Genomic DNA, 14,891 nt, shown 5'->3' on the forward strand with positions numbered 1-14,891 from the left:
GAACAACAAGATCAAAGTGATAAAGCGCATGGCATATGGATTTAGGGACTCAGAATACTTTTTTCTGAAAATCAAGGCGGCCTTCCCCGGAAAGCCGCGATGAACCTTTTTATTGCGCTGGATCAACCCGGCTCCCGGTATGTGGAAAACCACAATAGAGGCGACTTCCTGCGTTGAGGACAATCGGCCCAACCCCTTTCAAGCCAGCTCAGCAGAAGGAAAGATGCCATGGAGCCCAGCAAGCGCCGATTGTTATCCGGGATCGCCGCCCTCACCGCAGGGGCGGCCCTGATCCCCGTCACCCAGGTTCAGGCGCAGTCCGTTCCCGCTCCCCGCAACGGGCGGGCGGCCATCAGCCGGGGGGACGGGCGCAAGCGTTACGGCATGCTGATCGACCTGCGCCGCTGCGTCGGCTGTCAAGCCTGCACCGTGGCCTGCACCATCGAAAACCAGCCTCCACTCGGCCAGTTTCGCACCACGGTGAGCCAGTACGAGGTGAGCGACGTGGCCGCCCTCGCGGCTCCCGCCTCCCTCTTGATGCTGCCAAGGCTCTGCAACCACTGCGCCGAGCCCGCCTGCCTCGATGTCTGCCCCACCGGCGCCACCTTCCAGCGCGATGACGGCATCGTGGTGGTCAACAACGACTGGTGCGTCGGCTGCGGCTACTGCGTGCAGGCCTGCCCCTATGACGCCCGCTTCATCAACCACGAGACCAACACCGCCGACAAGTGCACCTTCTGCGCCCATCGGCTGGAGGCGGGGCTCTTGCCCGCCTGCGTCGAGAGTTGTGTCGGCGAGGCGCGCATCATAGGGGATTTGAACGATCCCAAGAGCCGGATAAGCCGCTTGCTGCGCGAACACGAGCCGGTGCTCAAGGTGCTCAAGCCGGAGGCCAATACCCAGCCGCGGGTCTTTTATCTCGGCATGGACGAGGCCTTCGTCAGCAAGGTCGACGGCAACCCGGCCCTGCGCACCCTGCTCTCCGACGATGGCAAGGAGATAGCCCATGGTCATTAACGAACTGCTGGCCCCGGCTCAGCCCATCACCTGGCTGCCCTGGGCGGTGCAATATTTCTTCCTCATCGGCCTCGCCTACGGAGCCCTCTGGCTCGGCGCGTTTGAGCTGTGGCGCAAGGCGCCGGACCCGCGGCTGCAGACCCTGGCGGCGGTGCTGATGGTGGCGGCCGGCCTGGTGGCCCCCATTGCCCTGACCGCGGATCTGCACCAGCCGGCCCGGGCCTGGCACTTCTACGCCCAGACGCGCTTTGGCTCCGTCATGTGGTATGGCGCCTATCTGCTGCCGCTGTTCAGCCTGCTCTCCATGCTGCTCGGCTGGCTGCTGCTAAGGCCTGCCCTGGCCCGGCGCGGTGCAGAAGGGGACAACATAGCCCGCCTTGCCCGGCTGCTCTGCCTGGGAAGCTGGTCGGGGAAATCCTGGCAGCGGCCCCTCTCCCTGCTGGCGGCCGTGAGCGGGCTCAGCATCGCCCTCTACACCGGGCTCGAGACCATGGCGGTGGCGGCGCGCCCGCTCTGGCACACCCCCTGGTTGCCCTGGCTGCTGACCCTGAGCGCCGTGCTGGGGGCCCAGAGTGCCCTGCTGCTGCTCAACCGCTTGTTGGCGGGCTGGCATGCCCAGACCGAGTCGACCCTGCTGCGCCAGAGCGGCTGGACCTTGAGCCTGCTGGCGCTCTCCCTGCTGGGCTGGGCCCTGTTTGGCGGCGCCTCGGCGGCAGAGGCCGCGGCCCTCTATCGGCTCGACCCGAGCTGGCGGCTGGCGGCCCACTGGCTGCTGTTGACCCTGGGGCTGGCCGGCCTGCTGATGCTGCTGCGGCCAAGGATCTCTGCCCGCCTGGCACTCTGGGGGCTGGCGCTGCTGGGGCTGCACCTGGTGTGGGGCCTGCGCTGGCTGGTGCTGATCCAGGGGCAGCTCGCACCCAAGTACGGGGCCGGCGTCTACCTCTATGAAATCGCCTGGGGCCCGGCCGGTGTGCTCGGCATTCTCGGCACCTTCGGTCTGCTGCTGGCCCTGCTGGTGGCCCTCTCGGAGCTGGTGCACCCCTCTGCTTCCTCTGCCATCAAGGCATCCACAACTTTTGCACGCGAGGCACTCTGATGGATCACAGCAAACGCAAGTTTCTCAAGGGCGCCGCCATCGCCGGCGGCACCGGATTGTTCGTCGCCGGTTACAGCGACACCCTCAAGCAGGTGGCGAGCGGCCTCGCCACCGGCAGCTCGGGCCAGCCGACCCGGGATCCCATCCATGGCAACTCGCTGGCCGTGGAGTACCGGGTTGACGAGCAGGGGGAGCTGCACCCCAACCCGGCCCAGCGGGTTGCCAACACCATGTGCCTCGGCTGCTGGACCCTGTGCGGAGTGCGGGCCCGCATCGACAACGAGCGCGACCAGATAGTGCGGATCCTGGGCAACCCCTATCACCCCCTCTCCGCCCGCCATCACATCGACTTCAAGACCCCGGTCAAGCAGGCGCTGCTCGCCACCAGTGGCTACCAGGAAGGGGGGGCTGGACGGGCGCTCCACCGCCTGCGCGCGGGGCAATGCCATGCTGGAGCAGCTCGACAGCCCGCAGCGGGTCACCCGCTGCCTCAAGCGGGTGGGACCCCGTGGCAGCGGCCGCTGGCAGAGCATCCCCTTCGAGCAGCTGGTGGCCGAGGTGGTGGAGGGGGGCGATCTGTTTGGCGAGGGCCTGGTTGAGGGGCTGCGGGCCATTCGCAACCTCGCCGAGCCGCTCGACCCGGCCAACCCGGAGTACGGCCCCAGGGCCAACCAGCTGCTGGTGAGCAACGCCTCGGACGAGGGGCGAGATCACTTCATCAAGCGCTTCACCTTCAACAGCTTCGGCACCCGCAACTTCGCCAACCACGGCGCTTACTGCGGCCTGTCGTTCCGGGTCGGGGCCGGTGCCCTGCTGGACGATCTGGAGAAGAACGCCCACCTCAAGCCGGACTGGGACGAGAGCGACTTCCTGCTGTTCATGGGCACCTCGCCCCAGCAATCGGGCAATCCCTTCAAGCGCCAGTCCCGTCAGCTGGCGGCAAACCGGGCGCGACCGGGCAAGCCGTTCTCCTGCGTGGTGGTGGCCCCCAGCCTGCCCAACACGGTGAACATGCCCTCCGCCCCCGCCAACCGCTGGCTGCCCATCCGCCCTGCCACCGACTCGGCGCTGGCCATGGCCATGTTGCGCTGGATCATCGACAACCAGCGTTTCGCCGAGTCCTTTCTGGCAGCCCCCAATGCCGCTGCCGCCGAGCGGGCCGGCTATCGCGGTTTTTGCAACGCCAGCCACCTGGTGCTCTGCGACAAGTCCCACCCGCGCTTCGGTCAGATGCTGCGGGCCAGCGATCTCGGTTTGCCCTTTGAGGGGGAAGCCTATGGGGAGGGGGACGCCATGCTGGTAGAGGAGGCGAACAGCGGCGAGCCGAGACCCGCCGGCCAGTGTGAGCGGGCCAACCTCTGGGTGGATCGCCCCATTCAGGGCCCCAAGGGGGAGCTGATGGTGAAGAGCAGCTTCCAGTTGCTGGCCGAGGCGTGCCGGGAGCACTCCCTCGCACAATACAGCGCCGAGTGCGCCGTGCCGGTGAGCGATATCGAGGCGCTGGCGCGGGAGTTCACCAGCCACGGCACCCGGGCTGCCGTGGTCTCCCACGGCGGCACCATGAGCGCCAACGGCTTCTACTCGGCCTGGGCCATCATGATGCTCAACGTCATGATCGGCAACCTCAATGCCCGGGGCGGCGCCGTGGCGAGCGGCGGCAAGTTCGATCCCTTCGGGGCGGGGCCGCGCTACGATCTGGCGAGCTTCCCCGGCATGGTCAAACCCGCCGGGGTCTTCCTGTCGCGCTCCAAGTTCCCCTACGAGAAGACCTCTGAATATCGGCGCAAGCGCGAGGCAGGCCAGAACCCCTATCCGGCGCAAGAGCCCTGGTTCCCGATCTCGGGCCCACTGCTCGGCGAACACCTGACTGCGGCGGTGAACGGCTACCCCTACCGGCTCAAGGCCTGGATCAACCACATGGGCAACCCCCTCTACGGCCAGGCCGGGCTCGCCAAGGCCATCGGCGAAGAGCTCAAAGACCCTGCCGTGCTGCCGCTCATTGTCAGCATCGACAGCTTCATCAACGAGTCGTCGGCGCTGTCGGACTACCTGGTGCCGGACACCCTGACCTACGAGTCCTGGGGTTGGGCCACCGCCTGGCACGGGGTGATGACCAAGGTTTCCACCGGTCGCTGGCCCATCGTGGAGCCCCGTGTCGCCAAGACTGCCGAGGGGGAGCCGGTCTGCATGGAGTCCTTCTTTATCGCGGTGGCCAAACGGCTGGGGCTGCCGGGCTTTGGCGAGGGGGCGCTCAAAGGGGCGGACGGCAAGGTGCACGGCTTGAACCGGGCGGCGGACTTCTCCCTCTACGGGGCGGCCAACGCCGCCTATCTCTTCGCCCGTGGCGGGCGCTTCGAGCCGGCGGCCAAGGGGCGCGATGACGCGGGTCAGCCGAGCAAGCGCTGGCCCAAGCCGCTGATGGTGTGGAACCCCGAGGTGGGCAGCCGCCGTCACAGCCAGAGCGGGCAATACTTGAGCGGTACCCCGCGCTTCTTCCGCCCCCAGCTGGCGGACGGCACGCCACTCAATGAGGCGTTCAAGCCGGCCCAGTGGCCGCTGCTGCTCACCAGTTACAAGTCCCACACCATGAGCTCCATGAGCATTGGCTCGGATCGTCTGCGCCAGGTGAACCCCAGCAACCGGGTGCGGCTCAATGCGCAGACGGCGGCGCAGTTGGGGATCGAGAGCGGGGACAGGGTACGGGTCAGCACCCCGGATGGCAGCGTGATCGGGGTGGCCGAGTGCGTGGCAGGGGTACAGGCGGATGCCATCGCCATCGAGCACGGCTTCGGCCACAAGGAGCTGGGGGCGCGGGAACATTGGATCGACGGCCAGAAAGTGGTTGCCAACCCGCTGCGCGGAGCCGGGGTCAACCTCAATGATCTGGCGGTGCTGGATCCCAGCCGCCATGGCCGCTATCCCCTGGTGGACTGGGCCATCGGCTCGTCGGCCCGCCAGGGGCTGCCGGCCCGGGTGGAGAAGCTGGTATGACAAACCAATGAAAACGGGGCCTTCGGGCCCCGTTGCTTGTCTGCTCTGCGTCACTGTCACAGTGTGACGACGACCCACACCAGGCGGTGATCCGAGCTGACGCCCTTGGCGATGCCCAGCTTGGCATCGTACACCAGGTGGTAGCCCGGCTCGAAGCTGGCCGGCCAGAACACGCCGGAGGCGACCGCGTTCAGATTGGCGGAGGGCAGCACGTGGTCGAGCTGCAGGCCGCTGCTGCTGGTGATGCGCTCCGGGGTGGGGCGGTTGTTGTTGCGCTTGCACTGATCCGGCTGGCTGGCGAGGCACTCGGGGCCGCCCTGGCTGACCGGGATCAGGGCGCCGTTGGTGACGGCCTGGTTGACCAGCACATGGTTGTGCAGATCCTGGATGGCGGTGAGATCCCCATCGCCAATCTGGGGATCGGCGTTGAGATCCCCGGCGATGACAAACCTGGCGCCCTCGGGCAGGCCACCCGCCTTGCCGGTGTCATCCACCATGTAGCCTGCCCCTGCCACATAGTCCTGCCAGAAGGCTATCTCCGCCCGGTTGCGTTTGACGTTGTGGCGCGCCGCGTTGCCGAAGATGGGCGGAGTCGGGTGGGAGATAAGGAAGTGGATCACCTCCTCCTTGTTGCCACGCTTGATGCGCACCGGCACGTCGGCGTGGTTCTTGGACGAGAGCGGGAAGGCCTGCCAGGCGGCGTCGTCATACCAGGCATCGCCACACTGGCGGCTGGCCGGGATCGGCGCCTTGGCATTGTTGCAGTCGTCGATGACGGGGTTCGCTTCGCCCGGCATCTCCTTCCACTTGAATGTCTGGAAGGTGCGGATCTGTTTGGTATCGATGGGATACCGGGACATCACGGCGAAGGCGTACTGGCCGTGGTAGTTGCCAAAGCCCCATGCGTCGTCCGGCCCGCTCACTCTGCCATCCAGGTTGAGGTCATGGCCGCTCATCAGGCCGGTGTTGGTGGCGAAGTTCTGCAGCACCGGGTAGCTGATGGCGGTCACCTCGTCGTGCTGGGCGTGGGCCAGGTAGTTGTCGTTGAAGGCGTTGAGGTCCGTGGTGTCGCGGCCCTTGCCGTCATTGTCGAATTCGCTCAGCAGCAACACGTCCGGCCGGGTACGCTGGATGATTTCGGCGATGTTGCGGATCTGCTGCACGTCGAGGGCCTTGGTCTTCTCGGCGCCGCTCAAGGTGCCGTCGGCGAGGCGGACCAGCAGGGCATCCTGCTCGGTGCGGGTCAGGGCGAGCTCTTCCCCCAGCATGCCGGGTGCAGTGCGATCGAAGGCGAGATTGAAGGTGGCAAAGCGAACCATGGTGGGCCTCGGCGTCAGTGTGGCCGGGACAGCCTGCCATCTTTGGCAGGAAAATGGCAGCACCCTGCCGAATTTCATGGGAAAGGTGCCCGGGTTTCCCCGTGACACGCAAGCGCTCGGCTCAGGCCCAGCGGGAGAGAGGGGAGGGAATGGCGTAGGCGTAGCCCTGCTGGTAGTCGCAGCCCAGCCGGTTCGCCACCTCGATATGGGCCTGGGTCTCCACTCCCTCGCACACCACGGCCATGCCGAGTCGTTGCAGGTATTTCACCAGCCCCGTCAGCATGTTGAGGGCATGGGTGCTGCGTACAGCCTGGAGCAGCAGGGAACGATCCAGCTTCACGATCTCGTAGGGGAGCATCATCAGGCGCTGGAAGTTGCATGCCAGGGAGCCGAAGTCGTCACAGGCGATGTGTGCGCCATGGGCTCGCAACACCTCGATCATCTCCCTGTGCTGGTGCTTGATCCTGACGTGTTCCAGCACCTCGAACCAGATGGCGATCCCCAGCTTGCGGGCCTGGAGCAGCACCAGCAACAGCAGATTGCGGTAGGTGGGGCTGGAGAGCGCCGGATTGAGGTTGATGGAGAGCGCATAGGGGCCTTTTTGGGCGAGCACGGGCAGATCGCGCATGATGGCCCTGAGCATGACGATATCCAGGTGCAAAGCGTCATCTTCGCCGAGGGCGGCAAAATCGATGCCCTGATAACCCTGGCTGCCGGCATCCCAGCGTCTGGCCAGCACCTCATACCCCTTGACCTGACGATCCTGGCCGATGATGGGCTGATAAAAGGGGACGACGATATCCGCCATGCTGACCATGGCACTCACGGGATACTCTTCTTTGAACGCAAACATGGCTCTCACCTGACGGGAACATGGCTGCGCATCATACAGGGAGGGTCTAAAGGGAGGCTGTAGGAAGAGTCTGATAATGGGCGTGGGCAGAAAGGAGGGGGTCAGGGAAGGGCATGGCCCTGTGCAGGTGCGGCGCCAGCCAGGGGGGCTGCGTGCATGGCCTGGGCAAGCCAGGACCAGTCGAGCATGGGGGAGCCCGCCTTGAAGCGCTGATAGGCGCATCCCTGACGGATGGTCAGGAAGAGGGTGCTCGGCAGGCCGAGGCGGTTGAGGTAGCGCACCATCACGTCTCCCTGATAATCCCGCAGCCGCAGTTGCAGCTCGGGCAGTGTCAGCCCGTGCTCGCGACCCGTTTCATCCCAGATTTCAAACATCTGTGTGCACTCCTTGCGACATGAGGCTCCACTGTTTCTAAAAAGTGCGGGGAGGGCAATTGTCAGATCTGACAGCGCCATGTGGATTCTATCCAGAAAAGCGAAAACCCGGCGCGAGGCCGGGTTGTCTGAAGGATGGTGGAGGGAGAAGGATTCGAACCTTCGAAGGCAGAGCCGTCAGATTTACAGTCTGATCCCTTTGGCCGCTCGGGAACCCCTCCACAGGGGCATTGCATATTGTGTTCAGGAAGATGGTGGAGGGAGAAGGATTCGAACCTTCGAAGGCAGAGCCGTCAGATTTACAGTCTGATCCCTTTGGCCGCTCGGGAACCCCTCCACGGGGTATTTTCCTGATTTTTACTTACTTGACGCACTTGAATGGTGGAGGGAGAAGGATTCGAACCTTCGAAGGCAGAGCCGTCAGATTTACAGTCTGATCCCTTTGGCCGCTCGGGAACCCCTCCCCAAGTGCGAGGCCGCATACTACCAGATCCGGCAAGGTTGTGAACCCCTTGGCCGCATTCTGACGACAAAAAAGTGTCAAGTGGTCATTTTTTGATATGTTTCGCTCAAAATTCACACTTTTCAATGACTTTTATGTCGCTGCCGAAACGGCGAGGGGGCGTGGGGGGCTGGCTGCCAGGAGCCACGGGACTCCTGGCGGATCATGGGGCGCTGGCGCTCGCTCAGGCGTCGGCGGGGCGAGCCTGCTGGCAACCCTGCACCGCATGGGCGATGAGTTCGAGGGCGCTCTGCTCGCAGGGGGGCAGCACCTCGTCGCAACTCGCGATCGGGGTGACGCGATCCCCCCACTTGATGAGGGCGGCGCCCCAGGTCAGCCCGGCCCCGAAGGCGGCGGTCAGCAGGTAGCTGTTCGGCTTGACCCGACCCTGCTCCAGCGCCTCGCACAGGGCGATGGGCACGGTGGCGGCGGAGGTGTTGCCGTACTGCTCTATGTTGACCATCACCTTCTCCATGGGGGCGTTCATCCGCTTGGCCAGGGTCTCGATGATGCGCACGTTCGCTTGGTGCGGCACGATGAGGTCGATCTGCTCGGGGGCGATGCCGGCCTGGGCCAGTACGGTGCCGGTGGCTTCGCCCATGCCGCGCACGGCGCGCTTGAAGATCTCCTGCCCCTCGAAGTTGAAGGTGAAGAGGCCGTCAATGTCGGCGAAACGCACCCGATCCGTACCGAAGTTCGGCACGTGCAGTATCTCCCGCGCTTCGCTGTCACAACCGAGCTTGCTGGCAATCAGGCCGCTCTCCTGCTCGCTCGCCTCGATGATGACGGCGCCTGCGCCATCCCCGAACAGCACGGCGGTGTCGCGCTTGGCCCAGTCCAGCAACTGGGTCAGCCGCTCGGCACCGATCACCAGCACCCTTTGCATCATGCCGGTCTGCACCAGGGAGGTGGCGACCGAGAGGGCATAGACGAAGCCGGTGCAGGCGGCGTTGAGGTCGAACACCGCCGCCTTGTGGGCGCCGAGGGCCTGCTGCACGGCGGAGGCGCCATTGGGGACCAGCGTGCCCGGTGTGGCGGTCGCCAGGATGATGCCATCGAGGGCGGCGGCGTCCAGACCTGCGCACGCCAGGGCGCGACGGGCGGCCAGGGTGGCGAGCGCCTGGGTGCTGACATGGGAGACCCGGCGGGCCTTGATGCCGGTGCGCGGGTAGATCCACTCGTCCGAGGTATCCATGATGGTGCCGAGGTCATCGTTGGTCAGCGAGGCGGGGGGCAGGCATTTTCCCCACCCGGTGATAGTGGCGTATGTCATCTTGTCGTCGCTTGTCGTGATGGCCGCCCTGGGGCGGAAAGTGGCGAAATTATGCCGCACGGGGCGTTCACTGTCATCCTGCGGTCCCCCCAGTGTAAGGGGAGTGGCGGGAGCAAGACCGTGATTTTGCTTAAATTTCCTCTTCTCCTTGCCGTAAGATGAAGGCCCGATCCCGGCGACCCCTTCCCGAGGTGACTCCTGTGCACAAAGCGAATCTCAATCTCTTGCCCACCCTCAAGGTGCTGCTGGAGACCCGCAATATCAGCCGGGCGGCGGAGCTGCTGAACCTGAGCCAGCCCTCCATCAGCAAGCAGCTCGGCCAGCTTCGCAGCGAGTTTGGCGACGAGCTGCTGGTGCGGGAAGGGCAGCGCTGGCTGCTGACCCCGCGGGCGGAGGCCCTGGCGGCCCAGCTTGCCGATTCCCTCGGTGCCCTGGAGCGGCTCTACGAGGCGCCGGAATTTGCCCCCGAGCGCTGCGAGCGGGTGTTTCGGCTCGCCTCCTCCGACTACGTGGCCCAGCACATCCTGCCGGACATCTGTGCTGCCCTGGCGAGGGCCGCCCCCCGAGCGGCGCTGGAGTACAGCCTGTGGGACAAGCGCCAGTTGCCCCAGCTCTGGCAATCGGAGCTGGACATGGTCTCCACCATCACGGAGCTGGTGCCGGACCAGATCCGCGGCCTGCATCAGGGGGAGGACAGGCTGGTGGTGCTGATGGGGCGTCATCACCCGCTCTCTGGCATGGCGCCCAGTCTGGAGGATTACCTCGCCTGGCCCCACCTGCAGGTGAGCGGGGGCGGTGACAAGGACAGCCCGGTGGAGCAGGTGCTGGCCCCCCGAGGGCTCTCCCGCCGCTGGTTTGCCCGTGTGCCCTTCTTCCAGGCTGCGGTGGAGGTGCTGCTGCGCACAGACTGTCTGATGACCACCCCGGCCCATATCGCCTGGCAGCTCTCCCAGGAACATGCCCTGAGTTTTTGCGATCTCCCCTTCGCCACCCGGGTCCAGCAGTATCATCTGCTGTGGCACCAGCGCCATCACCTGGATCCGGCTCACCGCTGGTTTCGCGAGCTGGCCTATCCCTTCCTGCGGGATCACCTGCAATTCACCCTGGGGGAGAGTCGCAAGCAGTTGGCCCGAGGGCCGCAGGTGAGCCGCTGATGGCAGCGGGTTGTGCCACTCTATAGCCACTGGCTATGGACTCTATTCATAACTTTCACTTCTGGCATAGCGAGCCACCCCCTACCCTGATCCCGGGTGACAACAATCGACACGAAGGAAGAGAAGGTATGGAGCTGACGAGTTGGCTGGCGCTGGCCGCCATTTGCGTGATGGGGGCCATCAGCCCGGGGCCGAGCCTGGCACTGATCATCCGCAATACGGTGCAGGGAGGGCAGGGCCACGGGGTTGCCACGGCGCTGGGACACGGCCTGGGAGTCGGCATCTATGCGCTGATCACGGCCCTCGGCCTCGCCATCCTGATCACCCAGACCCCGCTGCTGTTCGATCTCATCCGCTACGGCGGCGCGGCGTTTCTCGCCTGGCTCGGGATCAAGGCGTTGCTGGCCAGGCCCGCAGGGGGTGAGGCAGGCAAGGAGGAGCACCCGCCACGGGGACGTCAAGGGGCGTTCGAGGGCTTTATGGTGGCCTTCTTGAACCCCCAGCTCGCCATCTTCTTTATCGCCCTGTTCAGCCAGTTCGTGCACGCCGACACCGGCTGGCGTGAGGGGGGCATCATGATGCTGACCGCAGGCGGTATCGATGCGCTCTGGTATGTGCTGGTGGCCCTGGTGCTCTCTCGCGGACCCGTACTCGCCTGGCTCAAGGCCAAATCCACCGTGATCGACAAGGTGAGCGGTCTGGTGCTGCTGGGGCTGGCCCTCAAGGTCGTGATCTAGCTCTGCGTCGGGTGCCAGCGTAGTCGGCACTCTCTCAGGGCCGGGGGATGAGGGGGCAGCCAGACGTCCTTGTACCGGGTCAATCCTGCATTCTGCGGTGATCTTAAGCGGGATCAAGGCGGCGGGCGGGGAGTCTGGCTAGAGTGGCGGCCATTTGCAGCCCTTCGAACCGGACGTTATGCGCGATCAAAACCATCACAACCGCCTGGAGTTGCTGGCCCCGGCCAAGAACCTCGCCTATGGCATCGAGGCCATCAACCACGGCGCCGATGCCGTCTACATGGGGGGCCCCGCCTTCGGTGCCCGCAGCGCAGCGGGCAACAGCCTCGAGGACATCGAGGCCCTGGCCCGCCATGCCCACCGCTTCGGCGCCCAGGTCTTCGTCGCCTTCAATACCCTGCTGCACGACCACAAGCTGGAGCAGGCCCGGCGCCTGACCCACCAGATCTACGAGGCGGGGGCCGATGCGCTGATCGTGCAGGACATGGGGCTGCTGGCGCTCGATTTGCCCCCCATCGCGCTGCACGCCAGCACCCAGACCGACAACCGCACCCCGGAAAAGGTGAAGTTTCTGCAGGACGTGGGCTTCTCCCAGGTGGTGCTGGCCCGCGAGCTCTCCCTTGCGCAGATCCGCGAGATAAGCGCCGCCACGAGCGTGCAGCTGGAGTTCTTCATCCACGGTGCCCTGTGCGTCTCCTACAGCGGCCAGTGCAACATCAGCCACGCCCGCACCGGGCGCAGCGCGAATCGCGGCGAGTGCGCCCAGCTCTGTCGACTGCCCTGTTCCCTGCAAACGTCGGCGGGGGAGGTGCTGGTGGAAAACAGCCACCTGCTCTCCTTGAAAGACATGGATCAGACCGACAACCTGGAGGCGCTGATCGCCGCAGGGATCCGCTCCTTCAAGATTGAAGGGCGCCTCAAGGGGCTCGACTACGTCAAGAACGTCACCGCCTGGTATCGCCAGAAGCTGGACACCATCCTGGCGAGCCGCCCCGATCTGGTGGCCGCTTCCGCCGGTCGTTGCAGCTACACCTTTACGCCGGATCCCAAGAAGAGTTTCAACCGGGGCAGCACCGACTACTTCCTCCATGGCCGACAGCCAGGCATCGACTCGCCGCGCAGCCCGAAATACGTCGGGGAGCCGCTCGGGCGCGTCACCAGCGTGACCCGCGATGGCATCGAGATCGACGGCCAGGCCGTTGCCCTCAACAACGGCGATGGCCTCGGCTTCTTCAAGCCGGGGGGCGAGTTGGTGGGCATGCGCCTCAATCAAGTGGAAGAGAAGGCACAGAGCAAGCGGTTACTCCTGTCGGAACCCATGCCCGGTCTCAAGGTGGGCACCGAGATCTTTCGCAACCACGATCAGGCCTTCAGCAAGCAGCTCGAAAAGGGGAGCGCGGATCGCCGCATCCGGGTCGATATGCGGTTATCGGAGTGCGACGAGGGACTGCGGCTCGAACTTGTGGACGAGCAGGGCATTGGCGCCGCCGTCACGCTCTCCTGCGACCAACAGCCGGCCGACAACCCGGAACGGGCGCTGCAACAGGCCAGGGATCAGCTCGGCAAACTCGGCAAAACCCTGTTTGTGGCTCGCCAGATTGAGTTGGCATTCACTCGCCCGCTATTTATTGCGGCTTCACAGCTTAACGGCTTGCGCCGGGACGGCATTGCCGCCTTGGAGGCGGCCCGTCTGGCAGCCTACCGGCGACCCGAGCGGCGCATTCCCCTGCGAGGCGCCGTTTATCCCCAGCATCGGCTCTCCTACCTCGGCAACGTGCTGAACAGCGCGGCGGAGCAGTTCTTTCGCGAACATGGGGTGGGGAGCATCGCCCCCGCGTATGAGGCGAACAAGGAGGAGCGGGAAGTGGTGCTGATGACAACGAAGCACTGCATCCGCTACAGCCAGCAGCTCTGCCCCAAGGAGGTGCCCGGTCTCAAGGCCGAGCCCCTGGAGCTCAAGATGGGCAAGGAGAGTTTCCGCCTGCGTTTTGACTGCCACCGCTGCGAGATGCAGGTGATGGGCAGCCTGAAGAGAGGATGATTGCCCGTGTGGGCATGGGGCTGGAGCGGATTTGATGGCAGTATGGGGCGCGGCCTAGTCACGGATATCCCGTGGTGAGGCACCTTCCCCCAGCCTTCTTCTGACAAAGGATCCGTCATGAACATCCATGCACTGCCGTTTTGCACCACGAACTGGGCCGAGGTCCCGCCGACCGAACACAAGGGAGAGCGCGGCGTCGCCCGCTGGCACACCCGGCAGTTCGGGGAGCTGCGGGTGCGAATGGTGGAGTACTCCCCCGGGTATCTGGCGGATCACTGGTGCAGCAAGGGCCATGTGCTGCTCTGCCTCGAAGGGGAGCTGCACACCGAGTTGCAGGATGGCCGCGTCTTCACCCTGACGCCGGGCATGAGCTACCAGGTGGCGGACAACGCCGAACCCCATCGCTCCTATACCGAACTGGGCGCTCGCCTCTTTATCGTCGACTGAGCTGCCCTCTTTCCCGCTTTCCCTTTGCGCTTCAGGAACTTGCCATGCTTGAACTCAGACCCAACTGCGAGTGCTGTGACCGGGATCTGCCCGCCGACACGGCGACGGCCTACATCTGCTCCTTCGAGTGCACCTTCTGCGCCGAGTGCAACGATCAGTATCTGCACCTGACCTGCCCCAACTGTGGCGGCGAGCTGGTCAGGCGCCCGCGCCGCCCGGTGGCCAAGCTGCTGAACAACCCCGCCTCCCTCCAGCGCGTCTTCAATCCGGCTCTGAAAGCGGCGCTGGGCAAGGGGGGCTAGGGCCCTCCCTTCATGGGAAGGGCTGGGCTGGCAACTGGCTCGCCCCTGTGGCTCTTGACCTTCTCCCGGCGGCAGCCCCTATCAAGGGGGCTCACACCAAAGGAGCAAAAGATGACGGAGCGATTCGAAGGAGAAGGGGCGAAGGCCTATGACAGCCGCATCCCCCTGCTGGTGCCAGGCTACGAGCTGCTGCACCAGCTTTGTGCCTCCCGGCTGATGGCCGCGCTGGGCCAGCAGGCCCGGGTGCTGCTGGTGGGGGTGGGCACGGGCAGCGAGTTGCTGCTGCTTGGCCGTCTCTGCCCCCGCTGGACCTTTGTGGCCCAGGATATCTCGGCGGACATGCTGGCCCAGGCCAGGATGCGGGCCGAGCAGGCGGGCATGGGGGAGAGGGTGCGCTGGCACCTGGGCGCATTGCCTGTGGTGAATAAGCCTTGCGATGGCGCACTCTGTCTGTTGGTTCTGCATTTTATGGCGCAAGCTTCCAAAGCTGCGCTATTGGGTGATATTTATCGCCAGCTCAATCCTGGCGCTCCCCTGCTGCTGGCGGATCTGATGGCGCCAACGGACCCGCTCGAGCGCAAGGCCATGGGGTTGCAAGCCGCCCTCGCCGGTTTGCCGCTTCCTGCCTGCGAGCAGATGGTGCGCCGCCTCGGGGAGGATTTCACCTCCCTGGACGAGGGACAGACCCGGCGCCTCTTGCAAGGGGCCGGTTTCGCGGCGGCGCACCGCTTCTTTCAGGCGCTGGGGTTTCACGGCTGGCTGGCGCAGCGGCAGTGAGCCCTGGC

Annotated in this window: 14 protein-coding genes, 3 tRNA genes and 1 pseudogene; 11 read left to right on the forward strand and 7 right to left on the reverse strand. The window is 65.3% G+C overall.

Features of this window, described 5'->3' with window-relative positions; translation table 11 throughout:
* From PG883_RS09590 to PG883_RS09610, 5 genes are all read left to right on the forward strand, one after another.
* The coding region (locus PG883_RS09590) for a transposase (protein WP_164882044.1) at positions 1-103 on the forward strand (103 nt) is incomplete at its 5' end.
* Positions 104-228: 125 nt separating this feature from the next.
* Positions 229-1,017 carry a sulfate reduction electron transfer complex DsrMKJOP subunit DsrO gene (gene dsrO, locus PG883_RS09595; RefSeq protein WP_270807152.1) on the forward strand — a complete coding sequence of 263 codons (789 nt, stop codon included), beginning with the start codon at positions 229-231 and terminating at the stop codon, positions 1,015-1,017.
* The gene (gene nrfD, locus PG883_RS09600; protein ID WP_268013531.1) at positions 1,007-2,113 is read left to right on the forward strand and encodes an NrfD/PsrC family molybdoenzyme membrane anchor subunit; all 1,107 of its coding nucleotides are present in this window, start codon (positions 1,007-1,009) and stop codon (positions 2,111-2,113) included. Before dsrO ends, nrfD begins: the two co-directional genes overlap by 11 nt.
* Positions 2,113-2,712, forward strand: a complete 600-nt coding sequence (locus PG883_RS09605) for a hypothetical protein (protein ID WP_270807153.1) — start codon at positions 2,113-2,115, stop codon at positions 2,710-2,712. The genes nrfD and PG883_RS09605 overlap by 1 nt, the downstream gene beginning before the upstream one ends.
* Before the next feature lie 82 nt (positions 2,713-2,794).
* Positions 2,795-5,104 (forward strand): molybdopterin dinucleotide binding domain-containing protein, encoded by a 2,310-nt coding sequence (locus PG883_RS09610; protein ID WP_270807164.1) that lies wholly within the window; start codon positions 2,795-2,797, stop codon positions 5,102-5,104.
* A 56-nt stretch (positions 5,105-5,160) separates the two neighbouring features.
* Here PG883_RS09610 and PG883_RS09615 read toward each other — a convergent pair.
* From PG883_RS09615 to PG883_RS09645, 7 genes and pseudogenes are all read right to left on the reverse strand, one after another.
* Positions 5,161-6,463, reverse strand: a pseudogene (locus PG883_RS09615) (endonuclease/exonuclease/phosphatase family protein).
* 81 nt (positions 6,464-6,544) lie between these two features.
* A complete protein-coding gene (locus PG883_RS09620; RefSeq protein ID WP_069651796.1) occupies positions 6,545-7,276 on the reverse strand; it encodes an EAL domain-containing protein in 732 nt (243 codons plus the stop codon).
* A gap of 101 nt (positions 7,277-7,377) precedes the next feature.
* Entirely contained in the window at positions 7,378-7,650 is a 273-nt protein-coding gene (locus tag PG883_RS09625; RefSeq protein ID WP_010673275.1) for a hypothetical protein, read from the reverse strand.
* A gap of 136 nt (positions 7,651-7,786) precedes the next feature.
* Positions 7,787-7,871, reverse strand: a tRNA-Tyr gene (locus PG883_RS09630).
* 31 nt (positions 7,872-7,902) lie between these two features.
* Positions 7,903-7,987: transfer RNA gene (locus tag PG883_RS09635), tRNA-Tyr, on the reverse strand.
* Between the two features lie 42 nt (positions 7,988-8,029).
* Positions 8,030-8,114, reverse strand: a tRNA-Tyr gene (locus PG883_RS09640).
* Between the two features lie 222 nt (positions 8,115-8,336).
* Positions 8,337-9,425 carry a ketoacyl-ACP synthase III gene (locus PG883_RS09645; protein WP_042880524.1) on the reverse strand — a complete coding sequence of 363 codons (1,089 nt, stop codon included), beginning with the start codon at positions 9,423-9,425 and terminating at the stop codon, positions 8,337-8,339.
* A gap of 200 nt (positions 9,426-9,625) precedes the next feature.
* Between PG883_RS09645 and PG883_RS09650 the strand changes: the two genes are divergently transcribed.
* The 6 genes from PG883_RS09650 (at position 9,626) to PG883_RS09675 (ending at position 14,883) form a co-directional block, all read left to right on the forward strand.
* On the forward strand, positions 9,626-10,579 hold the full coding sequence (locus PG883_RS09650) for a LysR family transcriptional regulator (RefSeq protein WP_270807154.1): 954 nt from the start codon (positions 9,626-9,628) through the stop codon (positions 10,577-10,579).
* 128 nt (positions 10,580-10,707) lie between these two features.
* Positions 10,708-11,316, forward strand: coding sequence for a LysE family translocator (locus tag PG883_RS09655; protein WP_270807155.1), 609 nt, complete (start codon positions 10,708-10,710; stop codon positions 11,314-11,316).
* Positions 11,317-11,494: 178 nt separating this feature from the next.
* Entirely contained in the window at positions 11,495-13,357 is a 1,863-nt protein-coding gene (locus PG883_RS09660) for a peptidase U32 family protein (RefSeq protein WP_270807156.1), read from the forward strand.
* A 117-nt stretch (positions 13,358-13,474) separates the two neighbouring features.
* Positions 13,475-13,804, forward strand: a complete 330-nt coding sequence (locus tag PG883_RS09665) for a DHCW motif cupin fold protein (RefSeq protein ID WP_041214635.1) — start codon at positions 13,475-13,477, stop codon at positions 13,802-13,804.
* Positions 13,805-13,848: 44 nt separating this feature from the next.
* Positions 13,849-14,106: a DUF1272 domain-containing protein gene (locus PG883_RS09670; RefSeq protein WP_167825289.1), complete on the forward strand. Its 258-nt coding sequence runs from the start codon at positions 13,849-13,851 to the stop codon at positions 14,104-14,106.
* Between the two features lie 111 nt (positions 14,107-14,217).
* Entirely contained in the window at positions 14,218-14,883 is a 666-nt protein-coding gene (locus PG883_RS09675; RefSeq protein ID WP_270807157.1) for a class I SAM-dependent methyltransferase, read from the forward strand.
* Positions 14,884-14,891: the final 8 nt, after the last annotated feature.

It is taken from the genome of Aeromonas sp. QDB25 (assembly GCF_027707725.1).
In the GTDB taxonomy this organism is placed as follows: domain Bacteria; phylum Pseudomonadota; class Gammaproteobacteria; order Enterobacterales; family Aeromonadaceae; genus Aeromonas; species Aeromonas caviae.

Excerpts from the sequence above, each read along its gene's own strand:
- dsrO (WP_270807152.1), top strand. The coding sequence starts at position 229 with ATGGAGCCCAGCAAGCGCCGATTGTTATCCGGGATCGCCGCCCTCACC.
- nrfD (WP_268013531.1), top strand. The coding sequence starts at position 1,007 with ATGGTCATTAACGAACTGCTGGCCCCGGCTCAGCCCATCACCTGGCTG.
- PG883_RS09605 (WP_270807153.1), top strand. The coding sequence starts at position 2,113 with ATGGATCACAGCAAACGCAAGTTTCTCAAGGGCGCCGCCATCGCCGGC.
- PG883_RS09620 (WP_069651796.1), bottom strand. The coding sequence starts at position 7,276 with ATGTTTGCGTTCAAAGAAGAGTATCCCGTGAGTGCCATGGTCAGCATG.
- PG883_RS09625 (WP_010673275.1), bottom strand. The coding sequence starts at position 7,650 with ATGTTTGAAATCTGGGATGAAACGGGTCGCGAGCACGGGCTGACACTG.
- PG883_RS09645 (WP_042880524.1), bottom strand. The coding sequence starts at position 9,425 with ATGACATACGCCACTATCACCGGGTGGGGAAAATGCCTGCCCCCCGCC.
- PG883_RS09655 (WP_270807155.1), top strand. The coding sequence starts at position 10,708 with ATGGAGCTGACGAGTTGGCTGGCGCTGGCCGCCATTTGCGTGATGGGG.
- PG883_RS09660 (WP_270807156.1), top strand. The coding sequence starts at position 11,495 with ATGCGCGATCAAAACCATCACAACCGCCTGGAGTTGCTGGCCCCGGCC.
- PG883_RS09665 (WP_041214635.1), top strand. The coding sequence starts at position 13,475 with ATGAACATCCATGCACTGCCGTTTTGCACCACGAACTGGGCCGAGGTC.
- PG883_RS09670 (WP_167825289.1), top strand. The coding sequence starts at position 13,849 with ATGCTTGAACTCAGACCCAACTGCGAGTGCTGTGACCGGGATCTGCCC.
- PG883_RS09675 (WP_270807157.1), top strand. The coding sequence starts at position 14,218 with ATGACGGAGCGATTCGAAGGAGAAGGGGCGAAGGCCTATGACAGCCGC.